This window comes from Gelidibacter gilvus, from assembly GCF_004115975.1.
Lineage (GTDB): Bacteria > Bacteroidota > Bacteroidia > Flavobacteriales > Flavobacteriaceae > Gelidibacter > Gelidibacter gilvus.
In genome coordinates this window covers 943319-963563 of record NZ_SDDZ01000001.1, presented here as the reverse complement: position 1 = coordinate 963563, position 20245 = coordinate 943319, and the positions used below count along the sequence as shown (strand labels likewise).

17 protein-coding genes and 1 pseudogene are annotated in these 20245 nt (G+C 37.7%); 11 read left to right on the top strand and 7 right to left on the bottom strand.

The annotated features are described in order from the left end of the window. Positions 1-17: 17 nt before the first annotated feature. Positions 18-899 (bottom strand): GLPGLI family protein, encoded by an 882-nt coding sequence (locus tag ESZ48_RS04070; protein WP_129016008.1) that lies wholly within the window; start codon positions 897-899, stop codon positions 18-20. A gap of 193 nt (positions 900-1092) precedes the next feature. Between ESZ48_RS04070 and ESZ48_RS04065 the strand changes: the two are divergent. From ESZ48_RS04065 to ppk1, 6 genes and pseudogenes are all read left to right on the top strand, one after another. Continuing rightward, positions 1093-1218, top strand: a pseudogene (locus tag ESZ48_RS04065) (winged helix-turn-helix domain-containing protein); the annotation flags it as partial. 58 nt (positions 1219-1276) lie between these two features. Beyond that, complete coding sequence (locus ESZ48_RS04060) at positions 1277-1474, top strand: hypothetical protein (RefSeq protein ID WP_129016007.1); 198 nt, start codon at positions 1277-1279, stop codon at positions 1472-1474. After that, positions 1471-1794, top strand: a complete 324-nt coding sequence (locus tag ESZ48_RS04055; RefSeq protein ID WP_129016006.1) for a hypothetical protein — start codon at positions 1471-1473, stop codon at positions 1792-1794. The genes ESZ48_RS04060 and ESZ48_RS04055 overlap by 4 nt, the downstream gene beginning before the upstream one ends. Positions 1795-1818: 24 nt before the next feature. Next, positions 1819-2598 carry a hypothetical protein gene (locus tag ESZ48_RS04050; RefSeq protein ID WP_129016005.1) on the top strand — a complete coding sequence of 260 codons (780 nt, stop codon included), beginning with the start codon at positions 1819-1821 and terminating at the stop codon, positions 2596-2598. A 2-nt stretch (positions 2599-2600) separates the two neighbouring features. Next, complete coding sequence (locus tag ESZ48_RS04045; RefSeq protein WP_129016004.1) at positions 2601-3215, top strand: deoxynucleoside kinase; 615 nt, start codon at positions 2601-2603, stop codon at positions 3213-3215. Positions 3216-3335: 120 nt separating this feature from the next. Beyond that, positions 3336-5411, top strand: coding sequence for a polyphosphate kinase 1 (gene ppk1, locus ESZ48_RS04040; protein ID WP_129016003.1), 2076 nt, complete (start codon positions 3336-3338; stop codon positions 5409-5411). A gap of 244 nt (positions 5412-5655) precedes the next feature. On the opposite strand, the gene ESZ48_RS04035 is transcribed toward ppk1, so the two are convergent. The 4 genes from ESZ48_RS04035 to ESZ48_RS04020 form a co-directional block, all read right to left on the bottom strand. Further along, positions 5656-6693 (bottom strand): App1 family protein, encoded by a 1038-nt coding sequence (locus ESZ48_RS04035; protein ID WP_129016002.1) that lies wholly within the window; start codon positions 6691-6693, stop codon positions 5656-5658. Position 6694: 1 nt separating this feature from the next. Next, positions 6695-7960 (bottom strand): MgtC/SapB family protein, encoded by a 1266-nt coding sequence (locus ESZ48_RS04030; protein ID WP_129016001.1) that lies wholly within the window; start codon positions 7958-7960, stop codon positions 6695-6697. Positions 7961-8035: 75 nt separating this feature from the next. Continuing rightward, the gene (locus tag ESZ48_RS04025) at positions 8036-10471 is read right to left on the bottom strand and encodes a sodium-translocating pyrophosphatase (protein WP_129016000.1); all 2436 of its coding nucleotides are present in this window, start codon (positions 10469-10471) and stop codon (positions 8036-8038) included. Positions 10472-10588: 117 nt separating this feature from the next. Beyond that, positions 10589-11116 carry an inorganic diphosphatase gene (locus ESZ48_RS04020; protein ID WP_129015999.1) on the bottom strand — a complete coding sequence of 176 codons (528 nt, stop codon included), beginning with the start codon at positions 11114-11116 and terminating at the stop codon, positions 10589-10591. A gap of 332 nt (positions 11117-11448) precedes the next feature. Here ESZ48_RS04020 and ESZ48_RS04015 point away from each other — a divergent pair, with 332 nt between their 5' ends. Then, positions 11449-12672 (top strand): outer membrane beta-barrel protein, encoded by a 1224-nt coding sequence (locus tag ESZ48_RS04015; protein ID WP_129015998.1) that lies wholly within the window; start codon positions 11449-11451, stop codon positions 12670-12672. Positions 12673-12919: 247 nt separating this feature from the next. After that, entirely contained in the window at positions 12920-13408 is a 489-nt protein-coding gene (locus ESZ48_RS04010) for a hypothetical protein (protein ID WP_129015997.1), read from the top strand. A gap of 26 nt (positions 13409-13434) precedes the next feature. Here the strand turns inward: ESZ48_RS04010 and ESZ48_RS04005 are convergent, their stop codons facing one another. After that, a complete protein-coding gene (locus tag ESZ48_RS04005; protein WP_129015996.1) occupies positions 13435-15933 on the bottom strand; it encodes a DUF5686 and carboxypeptidase-like regulatory domain-containing protein in 2499 nt (832 codons plus the stop codon). 75 nt (positions 15934-16008) lie between these two features. Beyond that, positions 16009-16986, bottom strand: coding sequence for a pyruvate dehydrogenase complex E1 component subunit beta (locus ESZ48_RS04000; protein ID WP_129015995.1), 978 nt, complete (start codon positions 16984-16986; stop codon positions 16009-16011). Between the two features lie 614 nt (positions 16987-17600). Here ESZ48_RS04000 and ESZ48_RS03995 point away from each other — a divergent pair. The 3 genes from ESZ48_RS03995 (at position 17601) to ESZ48_RS03985 (ending at position 20240) form a co-directional block, all read left to right on the top strand. Continuing rightward, complete coding sequence (locus tag ESZ48_RS03995) at positions 17601-18347, top strand: electron transfer flavoprotein subunit beta/FixA family protein (protein WP_129015994.1); 747 nt, start codon at positions 17601-17603, stop codon at positions 18345-18347. Positions 18348-18470: 123 nt separating this feature from the next. After that, a complete protein-coding gene (locus tag ESZ48_RS03990; protein ID WP_129015993.1) occupies positions 18471-19433 on the top strand; it encodes an electron transfer flavoprotein subunit alpha/FixB family protein in 963 nt (320 codons plus the stop codon). 198 nt (positions 19434-19631) lie between these two features. After that, complete coding sequence (locus tag ESZ48_RS03985; RefSeq protein ID WP_129015992.1) at positions 19632-20240, top strand: bifunctional nuclease family protein; 609 nt, start codon at positions 19632-19634, stop codon at positions 20238-20240. The last annotated feature ends 5 nt before the right edge of the window (positions 20241-20245 follow it).

The following is a 20245-nucleotide window of genomic DNA, read 5'->3' as shown; positions in this document are numbered from 1 at the left end:
GTTTAGATAATGTTGCTTTAGCGACGGGAGCCGCCACCGCCTCTGCCACCGTACATTTCTTGCATTTCCTTCATTTTGTCTTTTACGATGTCATCGTATTCTTTTTTGGTAACTACTTTACCTCTTGAAGGGGCTTTTATTTCGGTCTTATCTGTTGGATTGATTTCAATTTTCGAACACAGAATAGTAGTGTTTCCAGAGTTGACTTCCAAAATCAAGCCCGGAAGTCCCCAATACTCGCCTGGACCTTGATTGACTGGAATTTGTGGTGTGTACCAAGCAGTAACAAGAATTTCTTTTGGCACTTCAATTTCATCCATAAGATTGGTTGATTTTGCAGTATCCTTAGATTTTTCACTATCCTTTTGCTCGTCATCTCTATTACGTCGTCTCATATTTGCAAAATCCAAGTCGTCGCCTTTTTTAACAGCAGTAGCTTTAAAACAGAGGTATTGCCCAATCTGCTTCGATTCAGTTCCCATTTTCCATTCCAGTTTCGGTATGGAATCCTTGACCAAAAACTGCTTCCCGAAGAATTCCTGGTCTTGAACTAATTGTTGGTCTTTGACGTTTTTATATTGGGCACCAGCAGTAAAACTGCCCATCATACCCCCCATTCTACCACCGCCACCAGCACCCGGTGCAGCCAATTTCTCTTCTTCTTTATAAATAGATTCGGTTCTATTAAAGCTTAAGACAAAGGTTTTTTCCAGCATACTTTTCATACGTTCCGCCATCATTTTCCTCTGCTGTTCGCTCATTTGCTGACCAGCAAAATTGCTCATATCCATAGATGTTTTGGATTGGTAATAGGCTTTGCCTTGAAAGTCCTGTGCCATTAATGCTCCAGAAATCAAGAAGATAAAGCTGCCAATAATTTTAATTGAGAGTGATTTCATTTTATACGTTTTGTTAATATGATGTGGTTCGAGAAATACATCATTGCAGTTGGACTACATAAACTCCAAATAGTTAAATCAACAAACGTTAAATTTTTCCCAAAACTATCCGCCTGAACTAAAAATTATGGCCCTCCGCATTTACTCCTAGAATTCATTTGATCCATCATTTCTTTGTTTTATTTAGTAGGACAATGACGATTTCTTTAACACCAGAAGTATGGATGTGTTTATTTCCAAACTCAGAAAGAAGTTGAGCGCCGACGATACTATTCAAATATTAAATGTTCGAGGCTTTGGCTATAAGTTAATTTGCTAATTGTGGTTTGATTTTTGTAAATTGAACATCAGTATTTAATTCACTCATAGTTATTGATATGGCAACTTTAGAAAAAAAGAAAGAACTTGCAGATTGGCTGATGGCATTAGAAAATGAAGATATTTTAAATAAAATCGTGGATTTAAAGAACAAATCAACATTAGATTTAGAAAATAAATTCAAAAACGGACTCGAAATAGAAAATTTCAGATCTGAAATTAAAGAACGAATCAAAAATTACAGTTCAAGAAAATGATCGTTTTTCAAAGGAACGTCATTGAAGAATTTGATGACCTCGTTTTCTCATTATATACTCAAGATTATTTTTATTCTTTAATGGCAGCAGAAGTTTATGTAGATAAAATCATCGATTTTATAAAAACAAAGATTGTCACATTTCCTTCAAAAAAGTCTCCTAAAATGCTACAAACCTATGGTTCGAGATATATATTTTATAAGGCGAACAAGAGAACTACTTGGTTTATATTTTTCGAAAATTACAATCAGAATTATTTAATCACGAAAATCATAAATAACCATATTGGTGATTCTAAATATCTAAATGAAGATATATAATTTACACCACACTAACATCCATTAATGAAACGTTTTCTCTACGGCATTTTCATCACCTCCTCCCTAGTCTTCTCTCAAGAAAGAATCACCACCGAGATCAAAGGCACAATCCCCTTCAATGCGGATCAAATCTCCCATATCGATAATTTCGGTGCACTTTTTTATACCGTTGGCAACACCTTCTATAAAAAAGAACCCAACCAGAATTACAATTACAGCAATGTACAATTGGGATCCATAAGCTCAGCAAATGCATTCAATCCTCTAAAAATAATTTTATTTTATAAAAACTTCAATACGGTGATCATTTTAGACAATCGACTTTCTGAAATCTACAAAATCGATTTTAATAATATCCAACCCTATAAAAACTTGACACATATTTCTACCGGATCGGATAATACCATTTGGATCTTCAATCAGGATACGCAACAATTAGAGCTTTTCGACTATAAAACCAACAAAACTAGAGCCACAACAATGCCTGTAGAGTCCAAAGTGTTGGATCTTAAAAGCAATTACAACTACAGTTGGCTGCTCACCGAAAAATTCTTGTACACCTATAACTATTTTGGAAGTACCATATCTAAAATAAAAAATGATGGTTTTAGTCATATCGCGGAGTATAATGGCAATTTAATTATCCAAAGAGATCAGCGCCTCTATTTTTTGGCAAAAGACACCCCCCAACTCATCCCCATCCATCTCCCTGCATTGTTAATAAAACAGTTTTTAGTAACCAATGAAAGCTTGTATATTTACACCGATGAAACGCTTCATCAGTTCCAACTAAAAATCAGATAAATATGCATGTTGCAATCGCCGGAAATATTGGTGCTGGGAAAACCACGCTCACAAAATTATTAGCCAAACATTACAGATGGGAGCCTCAATTGGAGGATGTTGTTGACAATCCGTATTTGGACGACTTCTATAATCAAATGGAACGCTGGAGTTTCAACTTGCAAGTTTACTTCTTGAACAGTCGTTTCCGCCAGGTTTTGCAGATCCGCGAAAGTGGAAGGGACATTATTCAGGACAGGACCATCTATGAAGATTCCCATATTTTTGCACCCAACTTACATGCGATGGGACTGATGACCAATAGGGATTTTGAAAACTACCGAGCATTATTTGAATTGATGGAGTCTTTTGTTCAAGGACCAGACTTATTAATTTACCTACGCAGCTCTATTCCTAACTTGGTCAAGCAAATCCACAGTCGTGGAAGAGAATACGAAAACTCCATCAGTATTGATTATTTAAGCCGATTGAACGAGCGCTATGAAGCTTGGATTCACGGGTATAACAAAGGAAAACTTCTGATTATTGACGTTGATAACTTAGATTTTGTTTCAAATCCTGAAGATCTTGGAAGCATTATTACAACAATTGATGCGGAAATTCATGGATTATTTTAAGTCCTTATCATTTTTCTAACATTTTTTTGCGATTAAAAGTGTACTTTTCCACCCCTGAAATTTCTTAAAATAAATTTCGGGAGCTCCACAGAGCGGGAGATAGACTATTGATATTTATTTATGGCCTCACCACTTTACAATTCCAAATATTACCACCGTGATCTTTCATGGTTGCGCTTTAACCATCGGGTTTTGCAAGAAGTTGCAGACAAGAGGAATCCACTCTATGAACGTATTAAATTCATGGCAATTTTTTCTTCCAATTTGGATGAATTCTTCAGGGTCAGGGTTTCTGATATCAGACAAGTGAAGGATTTAGACAAAGCCCTTCGTAAGAAATTGGTTGTCAAACCCAATCGGGTGCTTGCAGAAATTAAAGTCCAGGTCGATTTACTCCAGGAAGAATTAGGACAGATTTTTCAGAACGAAATCATTCCTGATTTAAAGCAAGAGGGGATCCATCTGATAAAATATTCAGATTTTACAGCAGTCCAAAAGAAAGTCGCCGAAGATTATTTCGAGTCCACCTTAAAGTCTAAAATTGATTTTGGGAGTTCGATCTTTTCGACTAAAGACTCCGTTTTTGTAGAGAATGAAAGCTCATATATTACAGCATCCATCTCAAAGGACAAGTTTCAAGTGGTTCAAATACCGAAAGACGAACCTCGTTTTTTTGTATTTCCTAACCATTCAAAAGGCAAAACATCAAAATCATCATCAGATAACGGAAAACATTATATCACCTTTATTGATGACATCATTAAATACAACCTTTACAGAACGCAACCAGAACTCGACTTATCTTATTATGCCATAAAGATTTCCCGCGATGCCGAACTCTATATTGAAGATGAGTTTTCAGGCAACCTCATGGAAAAAATCAAGGAATCCCTTCCACAACGCGAAACAGGCCAGGCCACACGGGTCTTGATTGACAGACGCATGCCTGAAGATTTTCAAAAGGTTCTAAAAAAAGCGTTGGACATCACCAATATTGACGTGGTTTTAGGAGGTAGCTATCATAATTTTAAAGATTTTTTTAGCTTCCCAAATCCTACAGATAAAAACCTATATTTTGAAGAATTCCCACCACTTGATCACCCGGTAACTTCAAAATTTAAATCCATGTTTGAAGCCATTGACACCAAAGATCAATTGATGCATTATCCGTATCAATCTTTTGAACCGGTTATCAAACTATTGGAAGAGGCCGCCGATGATCCGAAAGTCACGACCATAAAAATGACACTTTACCGTGTTGCGGAAGAGTCCCGATTGAATGATGCCATTGCCAGAGCTGCCAAAAACGGAAAAAAAGTTATAATTTTCATTGAAGTCAAGGCACGTTTTGATGAGGAAAATAATTTGAAATGGGGTGAAATTCTTAAAGAACATGGTGCCCAAGTGCTTTACAGTTATCCTGGAATTAAAGTCCATTCCAAAATCATCTATATTGAACGCCAAGTTGGAGACGAGGTTAAGCATTACTGTTATGTTGGAACGGGGAATTTCAATGAAAACACCGCCACGCTATACACCGACTTTGGTTTAATGACCAACAATAAAAAAATTACTGAAGACCTCAATAAATTATTCTTGGTTCTTGAAGGCATTTTTATCGTCCCAAAAGCTAAAAAACTATTGATTTCTCCATTTACCATGCGTAATAAGTTTGTGAGTTTGGTAGAAAAAGAAATTCATCTGGCACAAGCGGGCAAAGAAGCCTATATGATCTTAAAGATGAATAGTCTTGAAGATAAAAAAATGATCAAATTGCTTTATGAAGCCAGCAACAAAGGTGTCAAAATTAAATTGTTGGTCAGAGGCATGTGCTGCTTGGTACCCGGAATTAAAGGCCAAAGCAAAAACATAAAAGTCACCAGTATTTTAGATCGGTTTTTAGAACATGGCCGCATCTATATTTTTGGAAATGGCGGCGATGAGAAAATGTATATTGGTTCTGCCGATTGGATGACACGAAATCTAACCCATCGTATTGAGGTAGTCACACCTGTTCTGGATCCTGATAACTTTAAGATTATTAGAGATGTTATTGATATTGAAATGGCAGATAATGTGAAAGCTCGAATTATTGATGCGGATCAAAAAAACGAATACGCCAAAGTGGGCAAAAAGCCAGAAATACGATCGCAATTTGAAATTTATGAGTATTTCAAGAGGCTCGAACGCAGGTGACGCTGATCTTAGCTGATTTAAGAGGATTTTGTTTGTCTGCTAATAGGTTTTGAAACATGCGATTATCAATTTAAGCGTCATCGAAACATAGTCCATATTGGAATCAGTGAGGATCATAAATAATCAGCGTTATCAGTGTTCTATCAAGTAATAATCTACTTTTAGGTCTTTCCAAATATCAAGATCCCGCTAAAAAGCGGGATTAGCTCAACTATCTAATTTGAATAGGATGCTTCGCATCTTTTCAAATCAGAGTTTCACTAACAAACCCATTTTCACGTGCATGTTCCATCGCTTGCTTGCTGCTATCCACCAAAAGCACTGGTGTGGTTTTATAATTTTCATATAAACCTTTTACCCGCAACATTTTCTTTTTGTGCTTGACACTTCGCAAGTAGATGGCTAAAATTCGGTCTGGATGTAGTTCTGCAATTTCTAAATAGATATCGGCATCATGTTCGCCACTATCGCCAATCAAAATGAGTTTTAACTCTGGATAGGTCTTTAAAATATTTAGGATTTCGTGTTGTTTTTGAGGCTTCTCCTGGGTTTTCTTTCGATTGAGAAATTTGCCAAACTCTCGAAGTAAAATGGGTCCCTTTGGAAAATTATTCTTTTTCAGAAAAAATTCGAGGTAACGATACATATTCCAAGGACTATGGCTCACATAGAAAATAGGATTTGCTTCTTCGCCAGTTTTTCCCCTGTGCAGAAGATGATAAAATTCAGCAGCACCTTCCAACGGCGATCGTTTTGAAGCGCGTTTGAGAAACGTGTTGTAAATAACACGCCATTTTAACGTCGATACTAAACCTGTATGAAGAATGGTGTCATCAATATCACTCGCCACACCAAAAGAAACTGCTTTGGTAGCAGAACCTTGATCTATACATGGAATCAACATTTCTCCAGGAAACCGGTTTTCCAATTGAATGATGCGTTTGTTTGTAAAATCCTTAAAAGCCACTTCAAAAGAAAGCCAACCTTCTTCGTTTGCCAAGGCGTCCAGTCCATCAACTTTTACATCCAAAAGAAAGTAGCCCTCATCATCGGTTACCGTTTCAAAGATCTGTCCGTTTGGCAATTTCAACAATAAGGTAGCATTTATCACCTCATCGGTTTCAAAGCGCTTATAAGCATTGATCAATAGTTTTATGGGATGCTTCCCTTCCAAGTCGATAGATTCATCTTCAAGCGCGCGACCTCTCACATACAAATGGGAAGCAGTACCATAACTTTGAAAAACGATGACCTGCAAAGGGTCTTTTTTGAATAATCTCATATTAAAAATGCCAAGTTTCTGGCCAGAGCCATAGTATTATTAATCCTCCAAGAATAGCGGCGCCAAAAAAAAGTGCCATCCATTTTGTCAATTGCTTTGTGCCCAATATAGCGCAAAGTACAATCTTGAACAAAAAATTTGACAGCGAAGCAACCACAATCAAACGCCAGCCAAAATTGGTGTCCAGCCCACTACCAATACTTTGCGAGAGCGACAAGGTAATGGCATCCTTATTTGCCAATCCACCAACAAAAGCAGCTACATACAAGCCTTCATCACCTAGCTCCTGTTCTGTAAAAGCAACCGCCAAAAGAATAATGGCATATATGCCCCCAAACATCAAAGCACTTTTTATCTGGGCTGGATTTTCAGGTTTTGGCATGTCGTCAGAAGTATTCTCTTTATTGGTGAGATAAAAAAGAACGATGGACAAGCCAATCATAAGTAAAAATAGAGCGACAATGGGCAATACCACTTTAGATAACAGACTAGGGATAACCGCACCTATTTCTATCATTACCCGGATCAAGGACACGGTTGCCGCTGCAAAAATGACAAATGCCGAAGCTTTATCAATGTTTTTACTTTTCTTGGTAAATCTAGCATAACTGACGGTTGTAGCAGTGCTGCTGATAATTCCTCCTAAGATGCCGTTGGATAAAATTCCATATTTCTTCCCGATGAACTTATAAATAAAATAGCCAATGACACTGATCCCCACAATCAATGTGACCATAAGCCAAATATTCCGAAGATTTAATACATCAAAAGGACCAAAAGTTTTATCCGGCAAAATTGGTAAAATGATCAAACTGATTCCCGCTAAAATCATAATAGCTGAGATGTCATTGTCTTCCAAATCGCCTATAAACTTATGAAGATGGTCTTTAACATACAGTAGAATTGCAATGGCAGCACCCATAATCACGCCCACCACCCGATCTCCAACCACCAAATAGGCGCCAATGGCAAACATTAATAGGGCAGCCATTTCCGTAGTTTGGCCCAAGGTTGGATTGTCCTGTGTTTTAAGTTTCATCAGATTGGCTGTAATGAGCATAGCAGCCATTGCCAGACCAATAAGTGGCAATATATATGGATTGTCATATAACCGTGTTAAAAAGCCAGCCACCACTCCCAATATAGAGATGAGCGTAAAAGTCCTAACCCCAGCAATTTGATCTTTATTATGTTTCTCACGTTGCATCCCGACCAATAGGCCAAGACCAAAAGCAATTCCTAAGGTGGTGAGATCTTCATAATTCATAAGGACTAAGTTAATAAAAAAAGAAAAGGCTACATCATGGAGATATAGCCTTTCTTAAGAATTTTATTACAAAATTTATTTTTTATGTTCAGCTTGCAATTTCGCAACAGCTGCTTTTACTTCTCCTAAAGTACCTTCCAACACACTCTCTTCTTTCATCACGTTACCGTTGTCCGTAAACGTCGTTGTGACGATTGCTTTAGCATTCTCAGTATCTACAGATACCATTTCTATTTCTATCGCATCTGTAACGCCATTGGTAGTTTCAATAAACTGTGTACTGGTAACAGTGGCTGCTATAGTATGACCTCCTAAAATTGGTGCAATTACCAATCCAATCAAACAGGTCAACTTAATTAAAATGTTCATAGATGGTCCTGACGTGTCTTTAAATGGATCTCCAACAGTATCTCCAGTAACGGCGGCTTTATGCGCCTCAGAGCCTTTAAAGGTCATTTCTCCGTTGATCAAGACACCAGCTTCAAATGACTTTTTAGCATTATCCCAAGCGCCACCTGCGTTGTTTTGGAATATAGCCCAAAGCACACCACTCACGGTGACACCAGCCATATATCCACCTAACATTTCAGCGATTGCTAAGTTATTCATTCCGAAAATCATCGGAACAAAAGCAATAAGCAATGGAAAACCAATAGTCAACAATCCAGGAAGGATCATTTCTCTTAAGGATGCCTCGGTTGAAATAGCCACACATTTATCATATTCTGGTTTTGCTGTCCCTTCCATAATTCCAGGAATTTCCCTAAACTGACGACGAACTTCCTCAACCATCTGCATTGCCGCTTTCCCAACAGCGTTCATCGCCAAGGCCGAAAACACTACTGGCACCATTCCACCAACAAATAACATGGCTAAAACAGGCGCTTTAAAAATATTGATTCCGTCAATTCCTGTAAAGGTGACATACGCTGCAAATAAGGCCAAAGACGTCAATGCTGCTGAAGCAATAGCAAAACCTTTTCCTGTTGCTGCTGTTGTATTTCCAACCGCGTCCAAGATATCAGTACGCTCTCTTACAATAGGATCTTGTTCACTCATTTCGGCAATACCACCTGCGTTATCAGCAATAGGTCCAAAGGCATCAATAGCCAACTGCATTCCTGTAGTAGCCATCATCGCTGAAGCCGCCAAAGCCACGCCGTAGAATCCTGCAAAAGCATAAGAAGCCCAAATAGCACCCGCAAATAATAATACTGAAGGAAATGTAGAAATCATTCCTGTTGCCAAACCTGCAATAATGTTGGTTCCTGCACCAGTACTTGATTGTTGTACAATTTTCAGGACTGGTTTTTTACCCAACCCGGTATAGAATTCTGTAATTGATGAAATCATGGCACCTACAAACAATCCAACCAGTGTAGCGTAGAAGACACGCATTGAGGAAATATCTTGAAGACCTTCACCAAAGAAACTCATTTTCATGGTTTCTGGCAACATCCAAATCACTAAAACATAACAAGAGATCGCAACTAACGCAATAGACACCCAGTTACCAAGGTTTAAAGCACCCATCACTTGAGTTTCTTTGGCATCATTATTTGTGATTTTCACTAACATGGTTCCTATTACTGAAATGATAATACCAACACCAGCAATGGACATTGGCAATAAGATTGGTCCGATACCTCCAAAAGCATCTGTAATGGCACCTCCCATATCTTTAATCACATAGTTTCCTAAAACCATAGCCGCTAAAACGGTTGCGACATAAGATCCAAATAAATCGGCACCCATACCAGCCACATCACCTACGTTATCACCAACGTTATCGGCAATAGTTGCAGGGTTACGTGGATCGTCTTCAGGAATACCAGCTTCAACTTTACCAACCAAATCAGCACCCACATCGGCTGCCTTTGTGTAAATTCCACCACCAACACGTGCAAACAACGCGATACATTCCGCACCTAGCGAAAATCCTGCTAAAGTTTCCAATACGATAATCATGTCAAAATTACCTTGACTTTCTAATTTACCATTGACCATTATCATTTCAGAAGACCATTCGGCACCCATAAAGTACCAAAAGAAGAAGATGAAAAATGACGTCAAGCCCAAAACTGCTAATCCAGCCACTCCAAGCCCCATAACAGTACCTCCACCGAAAGAAACCTTAAGTGCATTTGGCAAACTTGTACGTGCTGCTTGTGTAGTTCTTACGTTGGTTTTGGTAGCGATTTTCATCCCAATATTTCCAGCGTAAGCTGAAAACACTGCTCCAAAAATAAAAGCAACAACAATTAACCAATGGGTTGTTGGCACTACAAAAGAAACAATGGCGAGCAAAATACTCACCACGACAACGAAAATAGATAATAAACGATATTCTGCATTTAAGAACGCAAGCGACCCTTCATAGATATAATCTGAAATTTCTTTCATTCTACCATCTCCAGCGTCTTGTTTCAATACCCACGACTTCTTGATCAGCATGTAAATTAACCCTAAGGCTGCCATTGCAATTGGCATATAAATCATCAGTGATTCCATATTATAATATTAGATTGGTTTGTTTTTAACGGTTGCTAATGTAATAAAATCAAAGAGAAATAAAAAACCCCTTATAAGATATAAGAGGTTCATAATTTTTATATAAAGAGAAATGTCCTAAATAGTGAAGTTCCCATTGGTTTTATGCACACTTGATTCATAGCGATCAACACATTTGTTGACGATATCATAAGCTTTTTCTGCAGTTCCCCAACCACCAACATCAACTTTTTTCTTTTCCAAATCTTTGTAAACTTGAAAGAAATGTTCGATCTCTTTAACTTGATGCGGATTTACATCTGACAAATCGTTAAGTGTATTCCAAATTGGATCTGAAACCGGTACACAGATAATCTTTTCGTCATTCCCCATTTCATCCGCCATATGGAAAACACCAATAGGCTTTACTTCCATAACACACATTGGAAATGTTGGTTCAGTTCCTAAAACCAAAACGTCCAACGGATCGCCGTCCAATGCCAAAGTTTCTGGAATAAAACCATAGTCGGCTGGGTACATCATGGATGAAAACAATAAACGGTCAAAACGTATTTTCTTTAATTCAAAATCATATTCGAATTTGTTACGGCTTCCTTTTGGTATTTCAATCAATACATCAAATGTTTTTTTTCCTTTCGCAGTCATGGTGTTTATTTTATTTTAATAGCCTTTTTGTTAGTGGCTTATGTTAATTGTTATTCGGTTTTTTAGGCGTGCAAAGATACGGAACTCTACGTAATCTCCAACTTTATACAACGCTTAATTCTATGGGGAATTTTGAAATTTCTACAAGACATTTAAAAAGACCTGATTTATTTGTGGTTTCTAGGGAGAATAAACTTTTATCTAAAAGAAAGCAATTGGACTATTTTTTAAAATATGATAGGAAGAAAGCATTACTTTGGCGTCGGCAGAATTAATTTCGGACCTTACCGATTAAAATCAGACCCCCACAATCTATAAACCAAATAATCGAAATGAAAAGAGCCTTTTTGTTACTACTAATTTCCTTTTTAAGCCTTCATGGTTATTCTCAAATTTCCTATGAAAAAGGCTATTACATCAATAATCTCAACCAAAAGATATACTGCTTTATTAAGAATATGGATTGGAAAAACAATCCAAATAATTTTGAATTCAAACTAACTCCCGATGGCGCTTCTGAAATCGCTAACATCAATACTGTTAAAGAATTTGGTATTGATAATACCTCAAAATATGTACGACACACGGTTAAAATGGATCGATCCCCTGAAGCCGCCAATCAATTGACCCATGACAAGGCGCCCGTGTTTAATGAAGAACTACAATTTTTAAAAGTGCTCATAGAAGGCAAAGCATCGCTCTACTTGTATGAAGCGGGCAATTTGAAACGCTATTTTTACAACATAGATGACCTTGACGTTGAGCCTTTGGTTTTTAAAAGTTTCTTGACAGCTGATAATAAAGTAGGACAGAACAATGAGTTTAAACAACAATTATGGAATAATCTAAAATGCCCTTCCTTTAAAATGAATAGGATGGAGTCATTAGAATACAACAATAGGAGCTTAATCAAGCTATTTTTAGACTACAATGAATGTATCGATGCCGATTTTGTCAGTTATCAAAACCAGACAAAAGCCAATATATACCATATAACATTAAGACCTCGTTTCAACAATTCATCCTTACTGATTGAAAATCCAGTCTCTAGGGCTAAAGACACCGATTTTGGATCCAATTCAGGATTTGGGTTTGGGATAGAGTTGGAATACATTTTACCCTTCAATAAAAACAAATGGTCGATTTCGATCGAACCAACCTACCAGCGTTTTGAAGATAAAGGAAGGTCTAAATTGGATAAGGTGTTTAACGAAGAACTTTTCGTCAGTGTAGATTACAGTTCAATAGAACTGCCAATCAGTTTAAGGCACTATTTTTTCTTGAATAATGATTCGAAAATTTTCGCGAATATTTCTTATAGTTTTAATGTAAAATCAGACGTGTCAATCGAATTTGAACGTGGAGATGGTATAAAATTAACCCCGTTAAACGGGAAGAGCGGAAACAACTATGCCTTTGGAATAGGATATAAATTAAAGGACAGGTATAGCCTTGAAATTAGATATCTCACCTCAAAAGAAATATTAGAAAATTATATGGCATGGGACTCGAAACTTCAAACGACCTCGTTTATTTTAGGCTATAGGATTTTATAAAAAGTTTTAAAGGGTGCCAAATCGCTATATTGCCATTGACATCAATATTTTGTGAACTAAGTTGAAGCGTACTAAGGTTTAACATCTATTAATGGACAAGGGATCAATTCTAAGAGTAAAAAGTTAGATAAAAGATAACACGATAGGTTAATTTATTTGCTACATTAGACAGTTGACAACACGGTTTTAAATAATACAACAAACTCCAAATCTCATGACAAAAACAACAATTTTTTTAATACTACTAATGCTAACTGTTATAAGCACAAGCTGTAGCTCAAAGGATGATGACTGTACAAAAACCATAGAAATGCCTCATTACGCTCTTGAGAAAAACACACTTAACCGTTATTATGTTAATGAAGAAGTGCCATGTGACTTCGTTGCGCCTGAAGATACCGGACCTCCTGAATTAAAAAACTTCACGTATGAGGTGTTATATTTCACGTTTACTACGGATACCGAAAATAAGACGTCACGTCTGAAATTTGAGATTAAACTCAATAACCCCAATAATTATGCTGTAGAAGGCGTAGCGTATTTAACTATACGACCAGGTGGAGACAACATGGAATTTATTGGTAATTATTCTAATTTGGCTTCAGTGCCATGTCATAACATTGCGGCCAATTCCAGTTGTACTTTAACTTATGACCAAGAATATCCTTTTAATCCAGATGTTGGAGCCCCAGAGTCTATGGAGGTAGTTTCCGTTACGTATTATATAGCAAATTAACTAAGACAGATAGTTTTGGTGATGAATTAAAAATTAAACCCAAAACTTCCTGTAATCCCAAAATCACGAGCTTCAGGGGTATCGAGATAGTTGCCTCTAAAGTTAAAGTCGATTCGGAAAACCTTGAAGATATTCCCTACCCCGACGCTATATTCATAATAGATTTTGTCTGTAGGGGCCAGATAGGTTAATCCCGAGGCATTCAAATCTCTGTTGGCTTGCGAAACTTCTCCCCATACGCCTCTAATTCCTACGATTTCACGGAGATTTAACTTTCGCAAGAACGGAATTCTTGAGAAAAATCGACCGTTGAAATTATGTTCTAAATGTAAGGAAGTGTAAGTATCAGTAACAAACTCATAGTAGTCCAATTGCGAAAAGGAATTGTAAATAGAAAAATAAGATTGGTTACCAGGCACAACATTTAAAAGTCCCAAAGGCACTTCGCCAAACGTTTTACCAGCTTCAAATGTAGTCGTTAACCTTCCGTAGGCACCGATATGCCATGGTTGAATATAAGAAAACTGCAATTTGGTATAGTCAAAATCACTGTTCAAAATCGACTTATCACCTCGTGTAACCTGTGCAAACAAACTTGGAAACCCATCATTTGAGATTCGACGCTCCACACCAAACCCAGTCATTTTACGTCCTGGAAAGTAAGAGACAGAAAAAGAATTTTCATACTGATGAATCTCGGATTCTGTTGTAGTTCGCGTTTCGTCAGTGTAAAAATCCAAGCTGAATGTATCGGATGCCGACACTAAGGTTTTGTAGGTGCCGCTCAGTCTGAATTCAAGGTTTCTTACAGGCTCTAGTTCGATGGCTACAGTAGTTAGATTGACGTTGGTCAACTTATCATTGGTGCTTGTCCCAAACAATGCAGATGAGGCCAAACTCCGTCCTAAAATATCTGTGGATGAGGTTAAGTTAACACCTATTTGTTCGACATCGCGCCTGTGTCCAACGGAAATGATGAATCGGTTTCTCTTGTCCATCAGCCATTTTCCAGAAAGACCATATTTGAATTTATCATCTTTAAATCCGTAAGCCATAAAACCTTCCAGACGCCACAGATCGTTAGGACCAAAATAGGTTCTCCCGCCAGTTCTTAGGCGAATGCCCTCAACATCATTGAAGCCAAACGTGGAAAAAATGGGACCATAATCAAAATTGATATCCGTAAACTCAACATATCCTGAGCCCAGAATACTTCCTATATCGTATAACCGTTTAAACTTTTTCACGGTTTTTAGCGTGTCCAGCATTTTATAGACGCCCTTTTCATCCTGACTCAAGGCTTCCATTCGATTCTGTTCCCAAAAAGTATCATCCCGATTATAGACATCTTCGTTATAGCTATACACTTCTTTGCTGTAAAACTTCTCGTCTTTAGGAATATCAAAGGCATAATTATCGTAAAGCGTGGTCCGCTTTCCATAAATACCTCGCGATTTTTCCTTTTTATTAAAGGCAAAATCCGACATGAAGTAATCGCGCTTGATCAAGAATACAGAATCATTAAGGACTTCAAATTCTTGTTCTATATAAATTTCCTTCACCCAATTAATATTCGCGCTTTTTGAGGCCTGCATATTAATTTCCTTAATGGCGAAGGTGGTATCATTAACCCAAAAATCGCCCTTAAAAGTCAGTTCATTTTTTCGTCTTGGATAATAGATGATGTTATAACACCATTTTCCCTCAATGAACGTACTATCAGAAAGCACATAATTATAGGTGTTGATGCCCGTTTTTGACAACGGACTCACAAAGCTTTTATCAAAAAATTTGAGATAGTTATCGTAAATATCGAAATCAGAATAAAGATCATCCACAAAATCAATTATGATCTGGTTATTGCTAAATCCTGAGTTTTTATTCCCTTTTAACTCCGCTTTTTCCTTATTTTTCAAATTATCTCCATACACTTTGCTCCGTGCTTCGTTGATAAATATGGGCAGGTAGGTCTTTCCGGTCACTCTACTGGTATCCACTTGGTCAAAGACAAACTCCATCCCCCTAAACAACTTGCTTTTGATCAACGCGCTGTCAATGGTATTGATATCAAACTCTACTTTTTCGTATTTGTCATACTCATACTGCTTAAATTGGCGCAATCCGTTTTGGCGTTTGCGTTCCCAAATTTTCTTTAAGATGGCAATGGCAGGGTTTTCACTCTCTTTTTTGGATTGTCTTCCGGTAACAATAAAAACTTCATCCAATTGACCAGCATCTTCCTTTAAGATGAATTTCAAATCGTAATTGACTTTCTTTGTCAGCGGAATTTCTAAGGTTTCATACCCTATAAAGGAGATGATGAGCGTATCGTAAGTGCTGCCAGATTCTAAGTAGAAACGACCGTCTTCATTGGTAATGGTACCCTCTGTGGACCCTTTAAAAAGCACATTGGCGTAGGCAACGGAAACATTGTTCTCATCAAACACATAACCACTGACTTTGGTTTGGGAGAAGGCGGAACACATTCCGAAGAAAAAAAGTAGGATTCGAAGATTTAGGTTCATAAGACAAAAAACTTCATCAACACTAGTGTCAATGAAGTTATGATAACGCCATCCCGATAGCTATCGGGCAGCGATTTATTTATACATTACTTTTTTAACGGCTTTTACCACCTCATCACTATTAGGCAACCATTCTTTAAAAAGGTTTGGTGAATATGGTGCAGGGGTATCAGCTGTATTGATCTTTACAACAGGAGCATCCAAATAATCAAAAGCTTCTGATTGGACAATATAGGTTATTTCTGTAGAGATGTTCCCGAAAGGCCAAGCCTCTTCCAAAACCACTAATCTGTTCGTTTTCTTTACTGACTTTAAAATGGTTTCCTTATCCAAAGGACGCACCGTTCTTAAATCGATGATTTCACATGAAATCCCTTCTTTTTCCAATTCCTCAGCAGCTTTGAAAGCTTCTTTAATAATTTTTCCAAAAGAAACAATCGTTACATCGGTACCTTCACGCTTCACTTCTGCAACACCTAATGGAATGGTATATTCACCTTCTGGAACTTCCCCTTTGTCGCCATACATTTGCTCACTTTCCATAAAAATAACTGGATCGTTATCACGAATAGCCGATTTCAAAAGTCCTTTTGCATCATAAGGATTAGATGGCACGACTACTTTCAATCCTGGAGTATTTGCAAACCAGTTTTCAAAAGCCTGGGAGTGTGTTGCTCCCAACTGACCAGCAGACGCCGTTGGTCCTCTAAAAACAATAGGACATGGAAACTGTCCACCGGACATTTGTCTGATTTTGGCAGCGTTGTTTATAATTTGATCAATCCCAACCAAACAGAAGTTAAAGGTCATATATTCAACAATTGGGCGGCAACCAGTCATTGTGGAACCAATAGCTATCCCGGCAAAACCAAGTTCTGCAATTGGCGTATCAATAACACGTTTGGCACCAAACTCGTCCAACATCCCTTTTGATGCTTTATAAGCACCATTATATTCTGCAACTTCCTCACCCATCAAATAAACGGTCTCATCACGACGCATTTCTTCGCTCATGGCTTCACAGATAGCTTCTCTAAATTGAATAGTCTTCATTCACATCTTCGCTTCACTCTAGCTTGAACAGTACATTTTGCGCCGTCGCCCCAAAGGGAAGAACTTTTTTAGTTAATGTTTTAAATCGAGTAGCAAAAGTAACAATTATTGATAATAAAATAACAACATTTTTAAGTGAATAAATAGGAACCCCTTAAAGATCTTTATATTTATGAAAATCACAGATTTAACTACCGGTAAATTCACCCAGTTTCCACGGTATAGGCGTTAAAAATTTTTAATGGTTTCTTACGAACACAGCGTGTATAATGAAAACACATTATTTTAAGAGCCTGTTTTAACAGTACGTTTAATCTGAATTAGTTCCAGACCCCTTTCCTACCCAAAATAAATCGATATAAAAATCAGAGTTAATCTAAAAAGTTTAGCTTTTCAAGTGCTCATCCTTAAGTAGTCAAAAGAAATCTTCCAAAATTTTCTCGCATTTAGAAGGAAATCAATAAAAAATGTATTTTAATAAAATTTATTATGCACGCATAGTAAAAATGTCATCTAAAATAATTAACTTCGTATCCTATTCAAATTGAAAGCAGTTTTTAGTGGCAGTTTCCAGCATTCTTCCACATAACTATTAATGTATAAAATTACAAAACATGAAAATACTTGTATGTATTAGCCACGTACCTGATACGACTTCAAAGATTAATTTCACTGATGGAGACACCAAACTTGACACTAATGGTGTGCAATTTGTCATCAATCCGAATGATGAATTTGGTTTAACCCGCGCCATGTGGTTTAAGGAAAAACAAGGTGCTACTGTGGACGTTGTTAACGTTGGTGGTCCAGAAACCGAACCTACTTTACGTAAAGCATTAGCTATTGGTGCGGATACCGCCATTCGCGTTAACACCCCTGCTACCGATGGTTTTGCAGTTGCCAAGCAATTAGCGCATGTCGTCAAAGATGGGGGCTATGATTTGATCATTGCCGGCCGTGAGTCTATTGATTATAATGGGTCCATGGTTCCAGGAATGTTAGCGGAATTAATTGGTGCCAACTTTGTAACCAACTGCATCAGTCTTGAAGTAGATGGTACAAACGCCAAAGCCATGAGAGAAATTGACGGCGGAAAAGAAACTGTTTCTACAACCTTACCTCTAGTAATAGGTGGTCAAAAAGGATTGGTGGAAGAGAGTGATTTGCGAATTCCGAACATGAGAGGAATTATGCAGGCACGTCAAAAACCTTTAAACGTTTTAGAGCCGGTTGACGCTACCAAAGAAACATCAACAGTTAAGTTTGAAAAACCAGAACCAAGAGGTGCCGTAAAAATGATATCTCCTGATAATCTGGATGAATTGGTGAGTTTGCTTCATAATGAGGCGAAGGTGATATAAATCCTCCCCTAACCCCTTAGAAGCAGGGGAATGAGTACTCGAAAAAAAGTTAAACCTATAAAAGCCTATGACCTCTCGTAGGAATATGTTCTCCCCTTTCGGGGGAGCTAGAGGGGAAAAATTATGTCAGTTTTAGTATATACAGAATCAGAAGAAGGAAAATTCAAGAAAGTTGCTTTTGAAGTGGCTTCTTATGCAAAAGCCGTTGCCGACCAAATGGGTACGACGGTCACTGCCATTACAATTAACGCCGATGATATTTCAGAATTGGGAACTTATGGCGTTGATAAAGTATTAAAAGTAAAAGACTCAAAATTGGATGCTTTTAATGCGAAAACCTACGCCAACATTATCAAGCAAGCAGCTGAAAAAGAAGGCACCAAAGTAGTTGTGGTGAGTTCAAGTGCAGACAGCAAATACTTGGCGCCATTATTGGCGGTTGGATTAGATGCAGGATATGCCTCCAATGTGGTTGACGCGCCAACAAGTGCTTCACCATTTACAGTTAAACGTACCGCTTTCACCAATAAAGCATTTATCTTTTCAACGATTGACACCGATGTCAAAATTGTTGGGGTTTCGAAAAATGCCTTCGGATTAAAGGAAAATTCTTCTAGTGCAACTGCCGAAGATTTTTCACCATCCATTCCAGAAAACGGAGTTCACGTAGACTCAGTTGACAAAGCTACCAACACCGTAACGATTGCGGATGCCGAAATTGTGGTTTCTGCTGGACGCGGATTGAAAGGCCCAGAAAATTGGGGAATGATTGAAGATTTAGCTAAAGTTTTGGGCGCAGCAACAGCCTGCTCAAAACCAGTTTCCGACCTAGGTTGGAGACCTCATGGAGAGCACGTAGGTCAAACCGGAAAACCTGTAGCGGCAAACTTATATATTGCCATTGGCATTTCTGGAGCTATCCAACACTTGGCAGGCATCAACGCCTCTAAAGTAAAAGTAGTGATCAATACCGATCCTGAAGCTCCATTTTTCAAAGCTGCAGACTACGGTATCGTTGGCGATGCATTTGAAGTGGTTCCAAAACTCACAGAAAAATTAAAGGAATTTAAGGCACAAAACGCTTAAATTTCTTAACTTGTAGCAGCAAAGCGACTGTTACTTAAAATAGTTGCCATAAATACATGACTAAAAACCTGAAAAAGGGTTCATGTATTTGTGGCAAAAATTTTCATAAACTTTTTTCTCTGGGGAACTTCCCAAAAAAATATGATGACCACAGTTGGTAAAGTCCTAATTTAAGCAGTTATTTGTTTTTTATTTTATATGAGTTTAGTCCGATTGAACATAAAGGGAATATCCTATAGCCAAACGCAAAATGGTGCGTACGCCCTGATTTTGAATGAAGTAGATGGCGATCGCAAACTCCCAATTGTCATTGGAGCATTTGAGGCGCAATCTATTGCCATTGCTCTCGAAAAGGAAATTCGTCCTCCTCGTCCATTAACCCATGATCTTTTTAAAAATTTCGCTGATCGTTTTGATATTATTGTCAAACAGGTCATCATTCATAAATTGGTAGATGGTGTGTTTTATTCCAGTTTAATCTGCGAACGCGATAAAATAGAGGAAATCATAGACGCACGAACCAGTGACGCTATTGCTTTAGCACTTCGTTTTCAGGCACCAATTTTCACTTATAAAAACATTTTGGACAAAGCTGGAATCTATCTCAAAGTAAATCCTCAAAAAGATGAGGAACAACAAGATAGCATCCTTCTGGACGATTTGGTAGCTGAAGAAATAGAATCTACCATTCAAGATGATTTAAAAATCAAAACTCTTGCAGAACTTCATTCTTTATTGGAACAAGCAGTCTTAAGCGAAGATTATGAGCTGGCTGCAAAGTTAAGAGATGAAATTTCCAAACGCTAAACGAT